Genomic DNA, 20901 nt, shown 5'->3' with positions numbered 1-20901 from the left:
TCAGCCGGCGGGAAGGGGGTCGCGTGGCGTGTCCAGAAAGGCCGCGCGGATTTCATAGGCCTCGCTGGACAGCTGATGCTCGCTCATGAAACGGGCGAGAGCCGAAAAGGTCGTGGTGCGGATCGTGCCGCGCTGGTCTTCCAGCCGGATACGGTCATCAACGGACGGGCCCAGCAATCGCTCGAACAGGCCGGTACGGATCGGGGCCGGTTCGAACCAGGCGGTGAGATTGGCCTTGATCTGCTCGCGATCCGTGGTCTCCCAAGCGGCTGCGGCGACCACATCGAGCAGGTATTCATTGCAATTCTGGTAGCGTGGGTCGTGCGGGTTGGAGAGCAGGGAATAGTCCGGCTGGTGCAAGGCCTCGTCGGTCTCGCTGGCCAGCATCATCCACAACCGTCTTTGCATTTCCGGGGAGGGCAGGATCACTCCGACCTCGCCGACCACATCGCCCCGGGTGAAATTGAGAGGCCAGTCCTGGGCGAGATAGGAGAGCCGTGTCTCGTCGGCATGGTGGTAGAGATTGTGGACGGCATAGCCGTGTGTGCGGGTTCCGTCCGCCAGCTCGATCTCGGACCAGACCCAGAATGCGCCATGGGTATAACGCACTCCTTCGGGCAGATCCTCGCGATATCGGCCGGTGCGGAAGACCAGGGCCACACGGGCGCCGCGCGCCGCCAGATCGCGTTCAATCTGTTTCGAGAAATCGGCCGAGTCCTCGATGGCGAAGGGCGAGATCGGAAGCGCGCCCGACCCGGCTTCGGCGCCGGGCAGGGCGATAAAGCCGGTCAGGACCAGGACCGAGAGGGCAGTGAGAGTGTGCCTCATGGCGTCTCGTCCGGGTTGAAGGGGACCTGCGGGGCGTCATCGGCAATGATGACGGCATCGGTAACCTCAAGCGGTCCGCTACCAAACGGCGCCGCGGCCATCTCTGCGGCGAAGTCGAGACTGTTTTCGACCAGTTCCGGATTGCCGGTCAGGACGCCGGCGGTCGATCCCGTCACGCCGACCACGGCGGCGCCGGTCACGGTGACGCCGGCCGACGCCAGTGTCGCTGTCGCCTCGACAGATGCGCCGGCACTTTCGCCGGATGCTCGGGCCGTCGGATTGCCGCTGTCAGCCAAACTCATCGGGGTCACTGCAAGCAGCAGGGAAGATGCGATCATCAGGGTGCGCATGGTGCGTCTCCATTCGGGTGCCAGCCCGACATCACTCTCCCAGATCAGCCGTGAATTGTAAATGAACAATGTTCGTAAATTAGATTCACGTTTCCAGCCTGGCCCGATGCGCGCCCGTTTTCTCATTCAATCCGAGGGGTCCGCCTGGATTTCAAAACTCTCATCGGCCAGGTCGAATGTCAGCATGAAGTCGCTGATCGACGAGAAGCTGGCGATGTTCACTGGCCCATTGCCCTGGTCGTCGAGGCGAATGCGCGGGTCGAACCAGCCGGCCGTCAGCCGCTCCCACCAGCCCAGCTCGACCCGGGTGGGCGGGAAATAGGCGTCAAGATTGATCTTGATGCGAGCCCGGTCATCGGTCAGCCAGGCACCAGCCGCGACCACGTCCAGCAGGAATTCGGTGCAGTTCTGGAAGCGCAGGTCGGCCGGGTTCGAGAGCAGCGAATACTCGGGTTGGTGCAGGGCGTCATACTGGTCGGAGGCGATCACATCGAGCAGCCGGATCTGCATCTCTTCGCTGGGAATGATGACACCGACTTCGCCGACAACATCGCCACGCATGAAATCCAGCGGCCAGTCCTGCGCCAGGTAGGACGTCGTCGGGTCGTCCTGTCCGTGATAGAGATTATAGACGGCATAGCCGTGACCCTGCGAGCCGTCAGCCTCGGTGACGGGCCCGTAGACCCAGAAGGCGCCATGGGTATAGCGAACGCCGTCCGGCAGGGCATCACGGGGGCGGCCGGAGCGGAAGACAAGGGCGATATAGGCGCCGCGCTGTGCCAGTTCCCGTTCGACCTGTTTGGAGAAGTCGGCCGCTTCGCGCAGCGTGAAGTGATCGATCGGTCTCGCATCGCTGTCCGCCCACGCCGGGGTGGCGGCGGAGACGATGAACAGGCAACACGCGATCAGGTAGCGCATGCTACCGATCCGGATCAGGGTCAGGGGCGGTCTGGTTTACGATCGTCTCCGATACCGGCAAACCGGCCGGAGCCGGCGCGCCTTCGTCCGATTGCGCGGAGTTGTGACGGGCCCGGGCCATTTGCTGGGCGGCGCGGGCATGGCCGCGTCGTTGACCCGTTTCGGTACGAGACTGGGATTGCTCAGACCGTTCGGCGGCCGGTTGCGGCGCCGGCTGCTGGCCGTCTGCTGCACCGCCATAGAGGGCCAGGGTGAAGGTCGAAATCAGTAAAATGCGCATGCTCTATCCGTACAGCTTGGTCCCTCGCGACAACCTTACACGAGAGACTCGCCCGTTTGGAGAGTAAATCGCGAATAACGCGAGTTTGTGATCGCTGGCGCGGACAGTCGGTTGAAGGGCCGCAATGCCTGTCAAAGGGGCTGTTCCGACCCTAAAGCGAAAAACTGCCGACGATCGGAATGTGGTCGGAGGCCTTTTCCTTGCCGCGCGTCTTGGTGTGGATCTCGATGCCCTCAAGGTGATCGGCAGCCTGCGGCGAGCACAGCAAGTGGTCGATGCGGATACCATGCCCCTTGTTCCAGCGACCGGCCTGATAGTCATAGAATGTGTATTGGTGACCGCGCCCGTCGAGCTGTTCGAAGGCCTCGGTCAGGCCGAGCCATTTCAGCGCCCGGAAGGCGGCGCGGGTTTGCGGCAAGGCGAGGGCGTCGCTTTCCCATTCGGCGATGTCCCAGCAATCACTGTCGCGCGGGATGCAATTATAGTCGCCGGCGAGGATGAGCGGTTCCTCGAAGGTCAGCAGGTTTTGGGCGTGCCGACGCAGGCGCTCCATCCAGGCCAGCTTGTAGTCGTATTTCGGGCCCGGTGCCGGATTGCCATTGGGCAGGTAGATCGACGCCACGCGCACCGGCCCGCCTTCCGCCGCGATTACCGCCTCGATATAGCGGGCCTGCTCGTCACTCTCATCGCCCGGCAGGCCGCAGCGGAGCTCCTCGATCGGGTGTTTGGAGAGGATGGCGACGCCATTGTAGGACTTCTGGCCATGGGTCTCGATATTATAGCCCAGATCCTCGATCTCCATCCGCGGGAAGCCCTCATCCACCGTCTTGATCTCCTGCAGGCAGGCGACATCCGGCTTGGCCTCGCTCAGCCAGTCGAGCACATTGGGCAGGCGGGCCTTGACGGAATTGACGTTCCAGGAAGCAACGGTCAGGGTCATGATGGATCACGGGTCTTTGTTGGCGAATGAGCGTTCAGCCTAACCCGTTTCGGCGATGAGAAAAGACGCAGGAGCGCGGCAGATGCACAGACAGGTTTTGAGCGCGGGATTGGGTGTGATGCTGCTGGTCTCGACCGGTCAGGCGCAGGACGCCGGTGCGGATGACGCGCCTGTCCTGCGCGAGGAGTTGATGCCGCTCGCCTTTCTCGCCGGGTCTTGCTGGACCGGCGTGTTTCCCGGGTCCGAGACCTTCGACGTGCATTGTTATGAGCCGGTCTATGGCGGCCAGTATCTGCGCGATGTGCATGCCGTACCACAGGGTGCAGCGGTCTATCGCGGCGAGACGCTTTACCACTGGGATGCGGAAGCGGAGGTGATCACCTATCGCTACTATAATTCCATCGGCGGGGTCTCCGACGGTACCATGACGCCGGTCGGCAACCGCATGCTCTTTCCCGACGAGACCCATCGTGGGCAGGGCGGTGAGGAACGCGTGTTTTCGACGGTAATGGAGATCACCGGGCCTGACGGGTATTCCGTCGTCACCAGCGAGGACGGGGAGATTGTCATGCAGATCGAATTCCAGCGGATTTCGCGGCAGGACGCTGACGAGATGGTGCCGGACGGCGTCTGGTAGCCGATCCCGTTTGCATCTGATCCGGCCGGTTGCCGCATCCCTTGGCTGACAACAAGCCGGGGAGCATCATGCCAGTCAAACACGCTATTCGGACGGCCAGCGCCGCCATCATTATCGGTCTGACTTCGGCCGCATCGGCCCAAGAGGCCAGCTACCACTATGACGGGGACCTTCGGCTCAGCCCGGAAACCGGCATGTTGGACGCCGACTGGACGTTGACGGTCAATGATGGCGAACGATCCGAATTGACCCTGTTCCTGAATGCGGCGTTCGGCGAGGCGGAAATCAGTGGTGAGAGGGTCCGATCTGTTTCAAGCCAATTGGTTGATGGTTTCAACGGATCCATGCGGGCCTACACGGTGATCCTCAATCCTGAAGCCGAGGGGCAGGGGCGCGAGGTCCAGGTGAGGTATGCCGGAGCACTGTTTCCCGAGCCCCCTGAAACGGCCATCAATACGCTGGATACAAGCAAGGTCGAATTCACGGTCGACAGTTTCTGGCTGCCGTTTGATGCGGGCTTTGATGCCCTGATGACAGCGGAACTGGATGTGTGGTTGCCCGGCGAGTGGGCGGGGGTCGCCATGCAGTCGATCGAGCGTGTACCGGGTGGATTCCAGGTCGTCCAGGAAACGCCCACGCTCGATCTCGCCTTCACATTGATGGCTGATTATCAGCGTCATGCCGCGCCGGGCTATGCCATTTACGACACCCGCAATCCGGCCGGCACCAATATCGACGCCGTGGTCGGAGCGTTGGAACATTGTACCGGCTATCTCAACGAGCTGGCGGCCGATGCCGGGCCCTTGCCGGATGCCTCCATCGTCGTGACCTCGCGCCATGAGGGCGGGTATTCTCGCGGCACCCTGATCGCGCTCACCGACATTGCCGACAGCGAATCTCCGGCGCTGACCCAGTTCATCTGCCACGAGCTGGGCCACTATTGGAGCCACGGCAATGCGATGACCGTCGAGAACTGGCTCAATGAAAGTTTCGCCGACTATGTCGCGAACATGGGCATGCGCGAAGCGCTCGGCGAGGCCGCGTTTGAAGCACGCATGGCGAGCTATCAGCGTCAGGTCGACGGAGCCGCGAACCCGTTGCCGCCAGTCTGGACGCCGCAGATGACTGAGAGGCCGCCCTATCTGGTCGCTTACCGAAAGGGACCGCTGGCGCTGGCCCGCGCCGAAGCGCTGGTCGGTCGCGAGACCTTTGCCCGCTTCATGCAGGCCTTCATGCGCGAGCGTGTCAGGACCACGTCGCAAATGCTTGATCTGTTCGAAGCTGAAGCCGGCGCAGAGGGCCGGGCCGAATTCGAGGCGATACTCGCGGAATAGGGCTCAGTGTTCGAGGAAGCGGGTGAACTCATCCACCTCCGCCCGCTCCGAGCGCAGCGAGTTCACCGCCGCGTCCGGGTCGGCATGACCGAGCGCCATGCCGCACCAGATTCGCTCCTCCGGTGACAGGCCGATGGCGGCGCCGACGGTTTTCCAGCGTGTCATCCAGGCTTCCTGGGCGCAGGTCGCCAGCCCCTTTTCCTCGGCCGCCAGCATGACGCACATGATGAACATGCCCAGATGGCCCCATTGATTGGGGTTCATGCGGGCGTCGAGGCTGAAGAAGAGGCCGACCGGGGCGCCGAAGAACTCGAAATTCTTCAACAGGTGATTGAGCCGGGCCGGCTTGTTGTCGCGCCCGATTCCCATCGTCTCATACATCTGCTCGCCCAGCGCATGGCGTCGGGTGCGGAAGGGGTCCCAGAGTGATTTGGGATAGGCGCCGAAATCATTCTCATCACCGAACGGGTCGACTTCGAGGCGCATGCGGACCGTGTCGATGACCCTTTGTCGCGCTTCGCCGGTCACGACATGGACCGTCCACGGCTGCAGATTGCCGCCGGACGCCGCCCAGCGCGCGGTATCAAGAATGTCGCGGATCTCGTCCTTGCCGACCGGCGTGTCGAGAAAGGCGCGCGTCGAGATGCGGCGCCGGGCAATGTCCGAAAAACGTGTGGTCATGAAGGGTCAGATCTCGCCCAGTGATTCAAAGCCGCCAAAGATCAGTCGCTTGCCGTCGAAGGGCATCTCATCGGCCTTCATCCGCGGATCGGCCATCATCTTTTCCATCGCAGCATCGGCCGTCGCCTTGTCCGGCCAGACCGCCCAGGAAAAGGTGACCGTCTCGCCGTCCTTTTTCTGCACGGCCTTGGGGAAGGAGGTCAGCTCGCCTTCCGGAACATCGGCGCCCCAGCAATCGACCGCTTGCAAAGCGCCAAATTCCTTCATCATCGCGCACATGACGACGCTGCTTTCGATGAAGGCGTCCCGATTTTCATCCGGTACCGCCGCGACATACCCCTGAACATAAGCCATCTGTTTTCCTCCCGGTTGCCGGCGCAAGGATAGGGCAGCTTGTGGCAGGGGGCGAGGTCTAGACCGAAAAACTCGTGCCGCAACCGCAGGCGGCGGTGGCGTTTGGATTGTGGATCTTGAAGCTGGCGCCGATCAGCTCGTCGACATAATCGATCTCGGACCCGTCCAGAAAGGGCAGGGAGGCCTCGTCGATGACCACTTTGGCGCCATCGCGTTCGATGATCATGTCATCGCCATTGACCGCGTCGTCCAGATCAAAGGTGTAGGAAAACCCGGAGCAGCCACCGCCGACCACACCGATGCGCAACAGGCCGGCCGCCGCCTGGGCGGCGATGATGGTCTTGATCTGTTTTGCGGCCGAGGCCGAGAGTGTGACGTTTGCGGACATGGGTCTGCCTGATGCTGTCGGCCGTACGGCCTTTGGATTGTGTCGTCTTGGTCTTATATGGACCTCCCCCCGCGCGGATAAAAGGCCCTGCTGACATGACCATTGCCGCGACCGAGCGTACCCGTGCCCCCTATGCCTGCCATCCAGCCCAATCACGCGGGCGCCGTTTTCCGCAGGCTGACAGCGCCATGCGCAATGCATTCCAGCGCGATCGTGACCGAGTCATACACTCGGCGGCCTTTCGCCGGCTGAAGGGAAAGACCCAGGTATTTGTGGCCCATGAGGGCGATCTCTATCGCACCCGTCTGACCCATTCCCTGGAAGTGTCACAGATCGCCCGCACGCTGGCGCGGGCCTTGCGCGGCGATGAGGACCTGGCCGAGGCGCTCGCTCTCGCCCATGATCTGGGGCATCCGCCGTTCGGGCATGAGGGCGAGCGTGAGCTGGCCCTGAAGATGAAGGATTTCGGCGGCTTTGATCACAACGCCCAGACCCTGCGCGCGATCACCAAGCTGGAAGTGCGCTATCCCGAGTTCGATGGCCTCAACCTGACCTGGGAAACCCTGGAAGGTGTCGTCAAGCATAATGGCCCCTTGCTCGGGCCGGGGCAGACGGAAGCCGATCTGCCCTGGGCTTTCACTGACTATGAGGGCTGGCGAGACCTCGAATTCGAAACCCATGCCGGCCTCGAGGCCCAGATCGCGGCGCTGGCAGATGATATCGCCTACAATAATCACGACATTGATGACGGGTTGAGTTCCGGCCTGCTGGAAATCGAGCCTCTGCTCGAGCTGCCGCTGGTCGGCGATATATTCCGCCGGGTCCGGGAGCGGTGGCCGGACAAGCCGCAAACCATCATTATCCATGAAGCGGTGCGCGAACTGATCGGCGTCATGGTGGCGGATGTCCTCGCAGAATCCGGCAAACGGCTTGATCGGGCCCGTCCCGACAGCGCCCAGGCCCTGCGTGAGCTGGATCACCCGGTGGTGGCTTTTTCCGAGGAAATGGTGCTGCATCTCGCCGCGCTGCGCCGCCATCTCTTTGCCCACATGTATCGGCACTACAAGGTCAACCGGATGATGAGCCAGGCGCGCCGGGTGACCGGCGAACTGTTTGACCTGTATCTGGCCGATCCGGGTGTCTTGCCCAGCGATGTGCAGGCAGGCATGACAGGTGCCGGTACCGCGCAGACAGCGCGCGCGGTTTGCGACTATATCGCCGGCATGACGGATCGCTTTGCAGTGGAAGAGCACAGACGGCTTTTCACCGTGCAGGGGTATTTCTAGAGTGTCGCGGCGGTAAAGCCTTATCGACCGCAATGTTATCGTGTTGAGGCGCGTCGCGATTCGCGTGACCGCCGGGCAAGGGTGAGAACCGGGATCCATGACAGACCAAGACGAGGAAAGCCGGATCGGGGCCTACGCGCCGCCTGCTGACGAGTTCGCCACTTTTGACGCCCGCGACGAGGACGCCCGTCGGGGGTTGTTGCTGCTGACCACGGCGCTGGCGGCCTTCGTGCTGTTCCTCGGCGTGGTGTGGAGTGCCTATAATCAGGGCCTGCGTGACAGCGGTCGTGATGGCGCGCCGCGGCTTGTCCCCAATGAGGAGCCTTATCGCGAGCGTCCGGTCGATCCGGGTGGCGCGGAGACGCCGGATACCGAACTGGAAGTCTATGACCGGCTGACCGGCGATGGTGCGGCCGATGACACGGTATCACTGCGCCCGGCTCCGGAAGAGCCGCTGGAAGACAGCGGCCGGCCGACCCTGCGAGTGGAACAGGTCGATGCCGATGCGGCGGCCAACACGCAGCCGCAGGATACACCGATCGAAACTGACACACTGCCCGATGCCACGCCGCGCCAGGCACCGCAGCGCCCGGTCCGTGAGCCGGACCCTGCACCCGAACCGGTCGTGGCCGCTCCGGAACCTGCTGCGCCATCAGGCCAGGTCACCGGGGTGGACTTGACCGGAAGCTGGGTGGTCCAGATCGCCTCTTTCCGTACCGAAGCCGACGCCGAGGCGGCGTGGGTCGCCTTCCGCACCCGTTTCTCCGACATCTCGTCGGGCATGGCGCCGGACGTGGCGTCGGTCGAGATTGAAGGACGGGGCACCTATCATCGGCTGCGCATCGCGGCTTTCGGCGACCGGGGTGATGCTGTGAGCTTCTGCTCCACGCTTCAGTCCCGCGGCCAGGACTGCCTGGTGGCTCGCCGATGACCATCGCATCCGTGATCTACGGTCTGGCCGGCACCAAGCTGAGCCCGGACGAGAAAGCCTTTTTCCGCGACATTGATCCGTGGGGCTTCATCCTGTTCGCCCGCAATATCGAGGGCATCAACCAGGTCTCCCGTCTGACACTGGAGCTGCGCGACTGTGTCGGTCGCGACGCGCCCATCCTGATCGACCAGGAAGGCGGGCGTGTCGCCCGGCTGCGGCCTCCGACCTGGCGTGCCGCGCCTGCGGCCCAGCGCTTTGCCGACCTCTGGCAAGTCGATGAGGAGCTGGCGATCGAGGCGACCCGCATCAATCACCGCCTGCTGGCTCACGAGCTGCGCACCATCGGTGTCGATGTCGACTGTGCCCCGGTCGCCGATCTGCGGATCGAAGGGGCAGACGACATTATTGGTGACCGCGCTTTCGGCACCACGCCCGAACCGGTCATCCATCTGGGCCGCGCCGCCATGGATGGATTGATGGCAGGCGGTGTCGCGCCGATCATCAAGCATATCCCCGGACATGGCCGGGCCCGGGCCGACAGCCATCTCGAACTGCCCGTCGTGCCGGAAGAGCATGGCCTGTTGTCTGAGACGGATTTTGCACCCTTCAAGGGTCTAAATGATGCGCCGATGGCGATGACGGCCCATATTGTCTATTCCGACATCGACCGCGACCTCCCTGCCACCCAGTCCGCAGACATGGTCGACAAGGTGGTGCGTGGCGAGATCGGGTTTGATGGGCTGCTTATGACAGACGATCTGTCGATGAAGGCTCTGACCGGCACATTCCGCGAGCGCGGCGAGCTGTCCCTGAAGGCCGGCTGCGACATGCTTTTGCACTGTAATGGCCAGATGTCCGAGATGATCGGGGTCGCCGAAGGAACGACAGCCCTGACCGGCCGGGCGCTGGAACGGGCCGAAGCGGCCGAGCGGATTCGCGACGTGATCGAGGATTTTGACCCGGACGATGCCGAATCGCGGCTCAATGACTGTCTGGACAGGCTTCCCGCCTGATCCTGGCGCGCTGTCCACGCCAGGTTGATCCAAGGGGAGAAAGCCTGAGCGAGGTCGCAAGCTGAGCGAGGTCGTGTCCTGAGCGAGGAATTGAGGTGAGCGAGGACTTCGAGGAAGACGTGCGGTTTGAAGCCGCCGAGAACGCCGAGACCGACGCGCTCGTCGTCGACCTTGATGGATTCGGGGGACCGCTTCACCTGCTCCTCGCCCTGGCGCGCAAGCGCAAGATCGATCTTGCGAAGATCTCCATCCTCGACCTGGCCGACCAGTATCTGCTGTTCATGGAGGCGGCGCGGAAAAAGCGCCTCGACCTGGCGGCCGACTATCTTGTGATGGCGGCCTGGCTGGCCTTTCTCAAATCGAAACTCCTCCTGCCCAAGCCGCCCAAGGAAGACGATGACCAGCCCGCTGAAGTGCTCGCGGCAGCGCTGGCTTTCCGACTGCGCCGGCTGGAAGCCATGCGCGCGGCGGCCGATGCATTGTTCGCGCGGCCCTTGCTGGCCACCAACATCCATGTCCGCGGCATGCCGGAGGGCGTTCGGGCGACGCGGTCGGTGGTCTATGAGGCCGATTTGCACGATCTTCTGTCGGCCTATTCCAGCCGCCGGGTCAAGCAGGCCAAGTCTGTTTACCGGCCCCCGACGCCGAAGGTTTATGGCCTGGAAACTGCAAGGGACCGTCTTGAAACACTGATGCCGCAACTCAGTGACTGGCGGGACCTGGACAGCCTGCTTCCCGGAGCCGGGGAGCTGGGCGCCAACCCTCCTCCGATGCGTTCGGTGCGGGCCAGTTCGATGCTGGCCGCACTTGAAATCACCAAGGAGGGCCATGCACGATTGCGCCAGCAGGAAGCCTATGCGCCGCTGTATGTGCGGTCGCTTTCGGGGGAAGAGGGCGCGACAGATGACTGACGAAACGACAACGGACGAACCGGCCGACGCGATCACCAGCGCGATCTCGGCCCTGCGCGAACGTGCCGCCCATCAGGGCCCCAATGTCGCCGCCGATGCGGAAGCGTCCGAAGCCCTGGGCGTCCATCTCGCCGTCAATACCGAACGTCGCAATCTGCGCATCCTCGAGGCTTTGCTGTTTGCGGCTGCCGAGCCGCTGGACGAGGAAACCCTTATCGGACGCCTGCCACTGGAAGCGAACATCCAGGACCTGCTGGGCAAGTTGCGTGATGAATATGCCGAACGCGGCGTGCACCTGTCCGAAGTGGGCGGCCGCTGGCGGTTCGAGACCGCGCCGGATCTCGCCGACGTGCTGGTCGAGGTCAAGCAGGAGCCGCGAAAGCTGTCGCAAGCGGCGCTGGAGACCCTGTCGATCATCGCCTATCACCAGCCGGTGACGCGTGCCGAGATCGAGGAAATCCGCGGTGTCGCCGTGTCGCGCGGCACGCTCGACCTTTTGTTCGAGCTGCGCTGGGTGCGGCCGCGCGGGCGTCGTCGCACGCCGGGACGCCCGGTCACCTACGGCACGACCCAGGGATTCATGGAGTATTTCTCCCTGCAATCGATCGGCGATCTGCCCGGCATGTCCGACCTGAAGGCCGCCGGCCTGCTCGATGCGCGCCTGCCGCCCGATTTTTCGGTGCCGGACCCGTCGCGCAGTGTCGAACCGGACCTGCTGGAAGACCCGCTCAGTGACGAGGAGGCCCATGCCTTCCATGTCGACTTCATGGATGGGGATGATGATCCGGACGGAGCGACCTAGCCGTTCGCGTGCGATCAATCGTCCTGCTGTCTGATTGACGGGTTGGACGAGGCCCGGCAAACGCAGTAGACCCAATTGGCAAGGTTCAGACGGAGGGGCAAATGGCTCCCGGCATGTGGCAAATTCTTCTCGTAGTCCTTCTCGCGGTGCTGCTGTTTGGCGGTCGCGGAAAGATCGCGTCGGTCATGGGCGATTTCGCCAAGGGCATTACCAGCTTCCGCAAGGGGCTGAAGGATGATGAAGGCGAGAGCGAAACTTCGGAATCCGACACGCCGACCGGCGCGCTCAACACCGAGACCCGCGAAGACGAAAAGACCGGGAGCTAGGCGATGAGCCCCGGCATCGGCATGCCGGAATTGCTGGTGGTCCTGGTCCTCGCACTGGTCGTGGTCGGTCCGCAGCAATTGCCTGTCATGATGCGCAAGGTCGGCCAGATGATGGCCCAGGCCCGCGCCATGGCGAAGGATTTCCAGAACAGTTTCGAGGAAATCGGCCGTGAGACCGAACTGTCCGAGCTGCGTCGTGAAATCGACGCGCTCAAACAGGCCAATCCGATAAACCAGATCCATGGTGAGTTGGACAAGGCGGCCCGCGGCACGCAGGACGACGACATTCGCGCCCTGAAGCTGAAACATGTCGAGCAGAACCAGGCGGAAACCGACGCTGACAAGGCCGCCAAGGCGGCGAAACTGGCCGCCCTCGACAGCGAAGGACCGCAAAGCACGACGCCGGAAGCTGACGCGCGAGCCGACGCCGCTGCCAGTGCGGATGAGACAGAGCGGGCGGCGCCGGTCGAAACCACGCCTGCCAAGCCGGTCGACGAAATCAAGGGACGCTGAGCCGGATGGCTGAAATCGAGCATGATGAAGTCGAGGCGAGCCGGGCGCCGCTGATCGAGCACCTGATCGAGCTGCGCTCGCGCCTGGTTGTGATCATGGGATTTTTGCTGGTCGGCTTCATCGGCTGCTTCATCTTTTCCGAGACGCTCTACCAGTGGCTGCTGCTGCCTTACCGGGATGCGGCCTCCATCGTGCGCGGTGTCCCGGTCGAGGAATTGGACCTGACGGCCAATTTCTTCGCCCCGCTGGAATTCTTCTTTGTCCGGCTGAAACTCTCCCTGGTCGGCTCGGTGATCATCATCTTCCCGGTCATCGCCTGGCAGATTTACGGCTTCGTCGCACCGGGCCTGTACAAGAATGAGCGCGGCGCCTTTGCCCCCTTCCTGGCCATGTCGCCAGTTCTCTTCGGGGTGGGGGTCAGCTTTGTCTACTTCCTGGTCCTGCCCATGGTGATGCGTTTCTCGCTGGGGCAGGAGCAATCCGCCGAGCTGGTCGGCACGCGCATCGAGCTTCTGCTCAATGTCTCCGACTATATGAACCTCATCACCACGCTGATGCTGGTCTTCGGAATCTCCTTCCAGATGCCGGTTTTCCTGATGCTGCTGGCCAAGGCCGGCATCCTCAAGGCGAAGACCCTGCTGAAGGGCTGGCGTTTTGCGGTGGTCGGGATTGCCCTGTTTGCGGCCTTTGCCACGCCGCCGGATCCGATTTCCCAGATCATGCTCGGCGGCGCGCTGCTGCTGCTCTACTTCATCTCGATCGGCGGCATGCATCTCATGCAGTCCTCCGACGACCGGGCGGACGACACGCAAGAGGACTGATCCGGTTTACGGCGCGCGCGGGCAGGGCTATAGCCCGGCCTCGTTATTTCATTGCAACCGGATCAGACCCATGCATGACATCAAGCTCATCCGCGACAATCCCGACGCATTCGACGCTGGCCTCGCCATGCGTGGACTGCCGGCCCAATCCGCGACCCTGATCGAGCTTGATGCCTCCCGCCGCGAAGCGCTGGGCAAGCAGCAGGATGCCGAGACCGAGCGCAATGCGCTGTCCAAACAGATCGGCAAGGCCAAGGCCAGCGGCGACGAGGCCGAGTTCAACCGCCTGCGCAGCGAAGTCGACCGCCTGAAGGCTGTGCTCGAGGAGTCCGGTCAGCAGGCGCGTCATTTCGACGAGGTTCTGAACCAGCACCTCGCAGCGCTGCCGAACCTGCCGCATGCGGATGTGCCGCAAGGGGCTGACGAGGCCGACAATGTCGAAGAGCGCCGCTGGGGCGAGCCGCGGACGATGGCGTTCACGCCGCGCGATCATGTTGATCTGGGTGAAAGCCTCGGTCAGATGGACTTCAAGAAAGCGGCCGAGATTTCGGGCTCGCGCTTTGTCGCCCTGCGTGGCGGGCTGGCTCGTCTGGAGCGCGCGCTGGCGCAATTCATGCTGGATCTGCACACCACCGAGCACGGCTATGAAGAGGTCAGTCCGCCCTACATGGTGCGCGATGAGGCGGTGTTCGGAACCGGCCAATTGCCGAAATTCGCCGAAGACCTGTTCCGCACCACGGATGATCACTGGCTGATCCCCACGGCTGAAGTCCCGCTGACCAATCTGGCCCGCGAGACCATCCACGCCGAGGCCGACCTGCCGATGCGCATGACGGCCTATACACCGTGCTTCCGTTCGGAAGCCGGCTCGGCCGGTCGCGACACGCGCGGCATGATCCGCCTGCACCAGTTCCAGAAGGTGGAAATGGTCTCCATCGTCACGCCGGACGAGAGCGATGCCGAGCTGGAGCGCATGACCGGTTGCGCCGAAAAGGTGCTGCAGTTGCTGGAATTGCCCTACCGCGTCATGAAGCTGTGCACCGGTGATATGGGTTTTGCCGCCCGCCGCACCTATGACCTGGAAGTCTGGATGCCCAGCCAGGATTGCTATCGCGAGATCTCGTCCTGCTCGACCTGCGGCGATTTCCAGGCCCGCCGGATGGATGCCCGTTTCCGCAAGGAGGGCGAAAAACGTCCCGCCTTCCTGCACACGCTCAACGGTTCAGGCGTCGCCGTCGGCCGCGCCCTCGTTGCCGTGCTGGAAAACCACCAGAATGAGGACGGGTCGATCACCATCCCCGCCGCGCTGCGTCCCTATATGGGCGGTGTTGAGCGTATCGAAGGCTGAGCCTGACCTTGGAGTGGCGATGCGCCACTCCAATTTCCCGCCTTGCAATCTGGTGGTTCGCGCAGCTCTCCCGACAGGAGGGTCGTCGGCGTCGCTTCGACGGACTTTGTCCGAATTTTATTTCGGACATTCTCGTAATAAATTGATTATAATCAGGTATCTCAATCTCTCGCAGCCCTTCGGCCGAGCTTTGGACCCCGAACCACCCATATGGGCGATTGTTGTCGCTGCCCCTTTCCCCGACCGTTCGCCGATAATTTTGCGTTAGCGCATCGTTAACAATCGGGGGCGTCGCCCAGGCGACGGATGATCATGGCGACGAAAAAATCAAACAACCAGGCACGACAGTCGGCAGCCAACGCCGCGGCGCCGGCCAATCCGGGCATCGACATTGATGGCTCCGGGCGCGGTGACCTCCTGTTCGGTACCGGTCGCGACGACATCATTGACGGGCGCGGCGGCAATGATCTGATCCTCGGACTGGGCGGCGATGATGTCATCTCGGGCGGTGGCGGCCATGATTTCGTCCTTGGCGGGGCCGGCGATGACGATATCAGCGGCGATGCGGGCAATGACTTCCTGTCCGGCGGCAGCGGAAATGATGTGATTTCCGGCGGGCGCGGCAGAGATTTTGTCCTCGGTGGCAGCGGTGACGACCAGATCAGCGGTGGCCGCGGCGGGGACACCTTGAACGGCGGCGACGGCAATGATGTCATTGATGGTGGTGCCGGCAATGACCGCGTCTCCGGTGATGCGGGTGACGACTTCCTGTCCGGCGGTGCCGGCAGAGACACACTGCTCGGCGGCGATGGTGACGACATCCTGTCCGGCGGTGCGGGTCGGGACACCATTATTGGTGGTCAGGGGCATGACACGCTCGTCTATGGTGGCAGCGTTCGCGATGCACAGGTCACGGGTGACAGCAATCAGGCGGAAGTCCGGGGCGCGGACGGCCGCGACACGCTGGAGGGTGTCGAGGCCATCCAGTTCGACGATGGGACGGTCTATCTGGACGGGCGCAATAACGGCCCGATGGTCGAAGACCAGGCGGCCACGATCAGCGAGAACGACATTGCGGTCATCGTCAATGTTCTCGACGGCGCGTTTGACTTTGATGGCGACGCGATTTCGCTCCTGTCGGTCGATGCCGGGGATTTCGCCGGGACGGTCAGCTTTGATGCCGCCAGCGGCGAGGTTTCGCTCATGCCGGGCGCTACCTATGACCATCTGACCGAAGGCGAGAGCGTCGAGGTCACGCTGACCTACACCGCCACGGACGGCACGGACACGACGACCGGAATAATAGCGGTCACGATCACCGGTATCGATGACGAGCCCCTGATCACGGCGATCGATCTGGGCGCGCAGAATGAGGATGACGGCTTCATCTCCGTCGATCTGTTGGCCACAGCCAATGGCGACGTGATCGGCATCGAGGAGATCCAGTCGGTCGCCTCGTCCAATCCGGACCGGACGATCAGCTGGGGCCTCGACCCGAACAATTACGACGCGGTGCGGCTCGACCTTAACCAGTTCACCGATCTTCAGGCCGGTGAGACCGAGACGGTGACCATCACCTATGTGGTCGGCGACAATAATGGTGGCCTGACCACCAATACCGCGACCTTCGTGGTTGAAGGCACGAACGACCTGCCGACCTTCGTCGACTTCACCCTGTCACTGGGCGAGAGCGAGCCGCTGTGGGTCAATCTTCTGTCCGGCGTCCAGGACGTCGACAGTGACACGGTGATCGTCACCGATGTGGTCGCCTCGACCAACAATCCGGACCGAGTGGTCACAGCCAACGTCAACTATGTCGACGGTACGGTGACCTTCCCCTATGGCCAGTACGAAGATCTGGCCGAAGGCGAAACCGAAATCCTGACCATCAGCTTCAACCTGGATGACGGCGATGGCGGCGTGGTGGCTCGCGAGCTGAGCTTTACCATCGTTGGCGAGAATGACGCCCCGAACGTGGTGCCGATCGACATGGGCACCCAGAGTGAAGATGGCGGCTTTATCTCGGTCGATCTGATGTCGACGGCGAGCGATATCGATACCAATGACGTGATCGGCATCGAGGAGATCCAATCAGTCGCCTCGTCCAATCCGGACCGGACGATCAGCTGGGGCCTCGACCCGAACAATTACGACGCGGTGCGGCTCGACCTTAACCAGTTCACCGATCTTCAGGCCGGTGAGACCGAGACGGTGACCATCACCTATGTGGTCGGCGACAATAATGGTGGCCTGACCACCAATACCGCGACCTTCGTGGTTGAAGGCACGAACGACCTGCCGACCTTCGTCGACTTCACCCTGTCACTGGGCGAGAGCGAGCCGCTGTGGGTCAATCTTCTGTCCGGCGTCCAGGACGTCGACAGTGACACGGTGATCGTCACCGATGTGGTCGCCTCGACCAACAATCCGGACCGAGTGGTCACAGCCAACGTCAACTATGTCGACGGTACGGTGACCTTCCCCTATGGCCAGTATGAAGATCTGGCCGAAGGCGAAACCGAAATCCTGACCATCAGCTTCAACCTGGATGACGGCGATGGCGGTGTGGTGGCTCGCGAGCTGAGCTTTACGGTGATCGGGCAGAATGATGCGCCTTACATCGAACCATGGAACTCCTCGCTTGAGGGAACGGTCGATGAGAATGATGCAGTAAGCCTGTTCTCGGCCGGTTCGATCGTGTACGACGATGTTGACGCCAGTGACCAGCACTATGGCTATATCAACAATGTGTCTCTGTCGGGTGAGGCAGGAAATCTCAATCCGGGTAGTCTGTACGGCCTCCTGCGTCTGGACGACTATGCCTCTGGCGGCGCGCTGGGCTGGACCTTCAACGCCGACAGCGGATTGTTCGATTATCTGCAAGAGGGTGAGAGCGTCACCCTGACCTATGATGTCGAGGTCAGCGACGGCCGCGAGGGTGGCCAGACAACCGTGTCGATCACCATCGAAGGTACGAATGATCTTCCGGTCTTCAACGGCTACTCATTCTCCCTGGGCGAGAGCGAGCCGCTGTGGGTCAATCTTCTGGCCAGTGTCCAGGATGTCGACAGTGACACGCTGACAGTCACTGATGTTGTCGCCATGACGAATAATCCCGACCGGGTGGTCGTGGCGAACGTCAATTATGCCGATGGCACGGTGACCTTCCCCTATGGCCAGTATGAAGACCTGGCCGCGGGCGAGACAGAGACCCTGACCATCCGCTTTAACGTTGATGATGGTGATGGCGGCGTCGTCCCGTGTGAGCTTAACTTCACCGTGATCGGGCAGAATGATGCGCCCTATATCGAGCCGTGGAACTCCACACTCGAAGGCACGGTCGACGAGAATGACGCGCCGGTCCTGACGACCGGAGGCACTATTGTGTTCGATGATGTTGATGCCAGCGATCAGCACTACGGCTACATCAACAATGTCACCCAGACGGGCACGGTCGGTGACTTCAACATATACGACCTTTTTGGCCTGCTGCGCCTGGACGACTATGCCTCGGGCGGCGCGCTGGGCTGGACCTTCAATGCCGATAGCGGCCTGTTCGACTATCTGCAGGAGGGTGAGAGCATCACCCTGACCTATGACGTCGCAGTCAGCGATGGCCGCGAAGATGGCCAGACAACCGTGTCGATCACCATCGAAGGTACGAATGATCTGCCGACCTTCATCGACTTCGGCCATCAGATCGATGAAAGCACGTCGCTGTGGGTCAACCTTCTGTCTGGCGTCCAGGACGTCGACAGCGATGCGGTGACAATTTCGGATGTGGTTGCCTATACCGACAATCCGGACCGGGTCGTCGCACTTGATGTCAATCTGGCAGAAGGGACGGTGCGTTTCCCTTATGGCCAGTATGAGGACCTCGCCGAGGGCGAGAGCGAGATCCTGACCATCAGCTACACGATTGATGACGGCGATGGCGGAGTCGTGCCGGCTGAAATGCACTTCACGGTGATCGGGTCGAACGACGCTCCTTATATCGAGCCGTGGAACTCCACACTCGAAGGCACGGTCGACGAGAATGACGCGCCGGTCCTGACGACCGGTGGCTCGATCGTATTCGACGATGTTGATGCCAGCGATCAGCACTACGGCTCTATCAACAATGTCACCCAGACGGGCACGGTCGGCGACTTCAACATCTATGACCTTTATGGCCTGCTGCGCCTGGACGACTATGCCTCTGGCGGCGCGCTGGGCTGGACCTTCAATGCCGACAGCAGCCTGTTCGACTACCTGCAGGAAGGCGAGAGCGTCACCCTGACCTATGATGTCGAGGTGACCGATGGCCGTGAGGGTGGCCAGACGACGGTCTCGATCACGATTGAAGGGTCGAATGACCTGCCCAGCTTTGTCGACTTCACGATCTCGTTCGGTGAAAGCGAACCGCTGTGGGTCAATCTTCTCGCCAGCGTCCAGGACGTCGACAGCGACACGGTGGTCGTCACCGATGTCACGGCCCATACCGACAATCCCGACCGCGTTGTCGTGGCCAATGTGGACTATGAGGCCGGTACGGTCTCCTTCCCCTATGGCCAGTATGAAGACCTGGCCGAGGGCGAAACCGAAACGCTGACCATCAGCTTCAACCTCGAAGACAGTGATGGCGGGGTGCTGCCGCGCGAATTCAATTTCACGATCATCGGGCAGAATGATGCGCCCTATTTCGAGCCGTGGAACTCCTCGCTGGACGCGACTGCCGACACTGGCAACGCTGGGCAGCTTGAAGCGAGTGGCGTGATCGGGATCTGGGATCCGGATGCCAGCGACGAGCACACGGGGGCCACGCTCAGCGTCAGCCTTGCCGGCGATGTCGGTGGGCTGACTGAAGCCGATGTCCTGGGCCTGCTGAGTTTTGACGGCTCCCGCCCGGACGCGTCGGTCGACTGGTCTTTCGCGTCGGACTCCACACTCTTCGCCTACCTGTCGACGGGTGAGAACGTCACGCTGACCTATGAGGTCGAAATCTCCGACGGGCATGACAGCGTGACTGCCCCGGTCACCATCACCATCACGGGGCAGAATGATCTGCCGATGGTGAGCGCGGACATTGCTGTGGCGACGCACGAAGACGCAGCGCCATTGCTGGTCGATCTGTTCGCCAATGCCAGCGATCCGGAAGGTGATGACATGGCGGTTACCGGTGTCGTCGTCACGACGGCGTCCGGTCGCACGGTCGATTTTTCCGTTGATGCGCTGACCGGTGAGATGGTTATCGATCCCGCCCAGTTCGGTGATCTTGATGCCGGTGAGTTGGAAACACTGACGGTGAGTTATGGTATTGGCCATGCCGACACGGTCATCACGGGCGGGGCGGACAGTATTCCGACGATCGGCAATGCCGGGCGTTGGTTCGTGGTTGATCTGGACAGTGGCCAGACCGTCCAGGAGGCTCGCGGCAGCGGCAATTCGGCCGAGCCCTTCGCCGTTCCGGCCAATGGCGTCGTTTTCCATTTCAATGGCAACAATGCCGATTATGTCATTGCTGCCACCGCTTATGTCGATGGCGTGGCCAGCGTGATTGATCCGGCCGGATTCGAGATTTCCGGCTATTCGGGCACATTGTATGAAGACGGGGTGTGGCTGAACTTTGCCGACACAATCAGCGACGCCATGATCAGCTGGACAGGCACGATCGAAACCGTCGACGGTCCGCGCCAGGTCAGCTTCACCTTTGACGGCCTCAATTTCACCGACAACCAGACCGGCACGTCGACGCTCGATAGCTTCTCTGTCGAGGTCAGCGGCCCGCGTACGGCGGCAATTGCCGTAATTGAGGTCGAAGGCCGCGACGAGGGCGCGGCCATGGAGGCTCGGGTCTTCTCGAAGGGCGAGGTGATCGATGTCGCCAAGGTCCCGGTCGCCGACACGCTGACGGATGGGGACGCCGGGTCGACCGACGGACTGGTCACCCTGTCACACGAAGACGCGCTGACCGTCATCACAGCGGCAGATGTGGCGGATTTCGCCTTTGAACGGGTGTTCGACGTCACCAATTTCCGGGGGGCGGTGCAGTTCGCCAGCCTCACGGAAGCCGATGACACTGCAATGGAAGTCGACAGCGTGCAGCCCGCGCTTGGTCAGGCAGATGCATTCGACTTGCCCGGTCTGGATGCGTTCGGCCTGCCTCAAGATGATGCGGCTTTGACCATGCCCCTGCCAGAAGTGCCCGAAGGCTGGTAGGCGCCGTTGTATCAACATGTCTGTCGAATGCTCAGGCGGTCC

20 protein-coding genes are annotated in these 20901 nt (G+C 62.2%); 12 read left to right on the top strand and 8 right to left on the bottom strand.

Annotation, left to right across the window (positions count from 1 at the left end; translation table 11 throughout):
- From MMAR10_RS10000 to xth, 5 genes are all read right to left on the bottom strand, one after another.
- Entirely contained in the window at positions 1 to 828 is an 828-nt protein-coding gene (locus MMAR10_RS10000; RefSeq protein ID WP_011643861.1) for a DUF2145 domain-containing protein, read from the bottom strand.
- Complete coding sequence (locus tag MMAR10_RS09995) at positions 825 to 1178, bottom strand: hypothetical protein (protein ID WP_150099756.1); 354 nt, start codon at positions 1176 to 1178, stop codon at positions 825 to 827. The genes MMAR10_RS10000 and MMAR10_RS09995 overlap by 4 nt, the downstream gene beginning before the upstream one ends.
- 126 nt (positions 1179 to 1304) lie before the next feature.
- Positions 1305 to 2096 carry a DUF2145 domain-containing protein gene (locus MMAR10_RS09990; protein ID WP_011643859.1) on the bottom strand — a complete coding sequence of 264 codons (792 nt, stop codon included), beginning with the start codon at positions 2094 to 2096 and terminating at the stop codon, positions 1305 to 1307.
- A 1-nt stretch (position 2097) separates the two neighbouring features.
- On the bottom strand, positions 2098 to 2376 hold the full coding sequence (locus MMAR10_RS09985) for a hypothetical protein (RefSeq protein ID WP_011643858.1): 279 nt from the start codon (positions 2374 to 2376) through the stop codon (positions 2098 to 2100).
- Between the two features lie 151 nt (positions 2377 to 2527).
- The gene (xth, locus tag MMAR10_RS09980) at positions 2528 to 3316 is read right to left on the bottom strand and encodes an exodeoxyribonuclease III (protein ID WP_011643857.1); all 789 of its coding nucleotides are present in this window, start codon (positions 3314 to 3316) and stop codon (positions 2528 to 2530) included.
- Between the two features lie 82 nt (positions 3317 to 3398).
- On the opposite strand from xth, the gene MMAR10_RS16245 reads away from it, so the two are divergent.
- Positions 3399 to 3953: a hypothetical protein gene (locus MMAR10_RS16245; RefSeq protein WP_011643856.1), complete on the top strand. Its 555-nt coding sequence runs from the start codon at positions 3399 to 3401 to the stop codon at positions 3951 to 3953.
- A gap of 68 nt (positions 3954 to 4021) precedes the next feature.
- The gene (locus MMAR10_RS09970; RefSeq protein WP_011643855.1) at positions 4022 to 5287 is read left to right on the top strand and encodes a M1 family aminopeptidase; all 1266 of its coding nucleotides are present in this window, start codon (positions 4022 to 4024) and stop codon (positions 5285 to 5287) included.
- A 3-nt stretch (positions 5288 to 5290) separates the two neighbouring features.
- On the opposite strand, the gene MMAR10_RS09965 is transcribed toward MMAR10_RS09970, so the two are convergent.
- Genes MMAR10_RS09965 through erpA form a run of 3 tightly spaced genes read right to left on the bottom strand, consistent with a single transcriptional unit; the run spans position 5291 to position 6710 of the window.
- A complete protein-coding gene (locus MMAR10_RS09965) occupies positions 5291 to 5968 on the bottom strand; it encodes a nitroreductase (protein WP_011643854.1) in 678 nt (225 codons plus the stop codon).
- 6 nt (positions 5969 to 5974) lie between these two features.
- Entirely contained in the window at positions 5975 to 6322 is a 348-nt protein-coding gene (locus MMAR10_RS09960; protein WP_011643853.1) for a DUF1428 domain-containing protein, read from the bottom strand.
- A gap of 58 nt (positions 6323 to 6380) precedes the next feature.
- Positions 6381 to 6710 carry an iron-sulfur cluster insertion protein ErpA gene (erpA, locus tag MMAR10_RS09955; protein ID WP_011643852.1) on the bottom strand — a complete coding sequence of 110 codons (330 nt, stop codon included), beginning with the start codon at positions 6708 to 6710 and terminating at the stop codon, positions 6381 to 6383.
- A gap of 95 nt (positions 6711 to 6805) precedes the next feature.
- Between erpA and MMAR10_RS09950 the strand changes: the two genes are divergently transcribed.
- From MMAR10_RS09950 to MMAR10_RS09905, 10 genes are all read left to right on the top strand, one after another.
- Positions 6806 to 7996 carry a deoxyguanosinetriphosphate triphosphohydrolase gene (locus tag MMAR10_RS09950; RefSeq protein WP_041636923.1) on the top strand — a complete coding sequence of 397 codons (1191 nt, stop codon included), beginning with the start codon at positions 6806 to 6808 and terminating at the stop codon, positions 7994 to 7996.
- Between the two features lie 97 nt (positions 7997 to 8093).
- Positions 8094 to 8927, top strand: coding sequence for an SPOR domain-containing protein (locus MMAR10_RS09945; protein ID WP_011643850.1), 834 nt, complete (start codon positions 8094 to 8096; stop codon positions 8925 to 8927).
- On the top strand, positions 8924 to 9940 hold the full coding sequence (gene nagZ, locus MMAR10_RS09940) for a beta-N-acetylhexosaminidase (RefSeq protein WP_011643849.1): 1017 nt from the start codon (positions 8924 to 8926) through the stop codon (positions 9938 to 9940). Before MMAR10_RS09945 ends, nagZ begins: the two co-directional genes overlap by 4 nt.
- A 95-nt stretch (positions 9941 to 10035) precedes the next feature.
- Entirely contained in the window at positions 10036 to 10851 is an 816-nt protein-coding gene (locus tag MMAR10_RS09935) for a segregation and condensation protein A (protein ID WP_011643848.1), read from the top strand.
- Positions 10844 to 11653, top strand: a complete 810-nt coding sequence (gene scpB, locus MMAR10_RS09930) for an SMC-Scp complex subunit ScpB (RefSeq protein ID WP_011643847.1) — start codon at positions 10844 to 10846, stop codon at positions 11651 to 11653. The genes MMAR10_RS09935 and scpB overlap by 8 nt, the downstream gene beginning before the upstream one ends.
- 101 nt (positions 11654 to 11754) lie before the next feature.
- On the top strand, positions 11755 to 11979 hold the full coding sequence (locus MMAR10_RS09925) for a twin-arginine translocase TatA/TatE family subunit (protein ID WP_011643846.1): 225 nt from the start codon (positions 11755 to 11757) through the stop codon (positions 11977 to 11979).
- A 3-nt stretch (positions 11980 to 11982) separates the two neighbouring features.
- Complete coding sequence (gene tatB, locus MMAR10_RS16240; protein WP_011643845.1) at positions 11983 to 12492, top strand: Sec-independent protein translocase protein TatB; 510 nt, start codon at positions 11983 to 11985, stop codon at positions 12490 to 12492.
- A 5-nt stretch (positions 12493 to 12497) separates the two neighbouring features.
- On the top strand, positions 12498 to 13313 hold the full coding sequence (tatC, locus tag MMAR10_RS09915; protein WP_011643844.1) for a twin-arginine translocase subunit TatC: 816 nt from the start codon (positions 12498 to 12500) through the stop codon (positions 13311 to 13313).
- Positions 13314 to 13383: 70 nt separating this feature from the next.
- Positions 13384 to 14661: a serine--tRNA ligase gene (gene serS / locus MMAR10_RS09910; RefSeq protein WP_011643843.1), complete on the top strand. Its 1278-nt coding sequence runs from the start codon at positions 13384 to 13386 to the stop codon at positions 14659 to 14661.
- A 312-nt stretch (positions 14662 to 14973) separates the two neighbouring features.
- Positions 14974 to 20859 (top strand): VCBS domain-containing protein, encoded by a 5886-nt coding sequence (locus tag MMAR10_RS09905; protein WP_190273912.1) that lies wholly within the window; start codon positions 14974 to 14976, stop codon positions 20857 to 20859.
- The last annotated feature ends 42 nt before the right edge of the window (positions 20860 to 20901 follow it).

Source organism: Maricaulis maris MCS10 (assembly GCF_000014745.1).
GTDB lineage: Bacteria > Pseudomonadota > Alphaproteobacteria > Caulobacterales > Maricaulaceae > Maricaulis > Maricaulis maris_A.
This window is presented reverse-complemented; position numbering and strand designations above follow the sequence as displayed.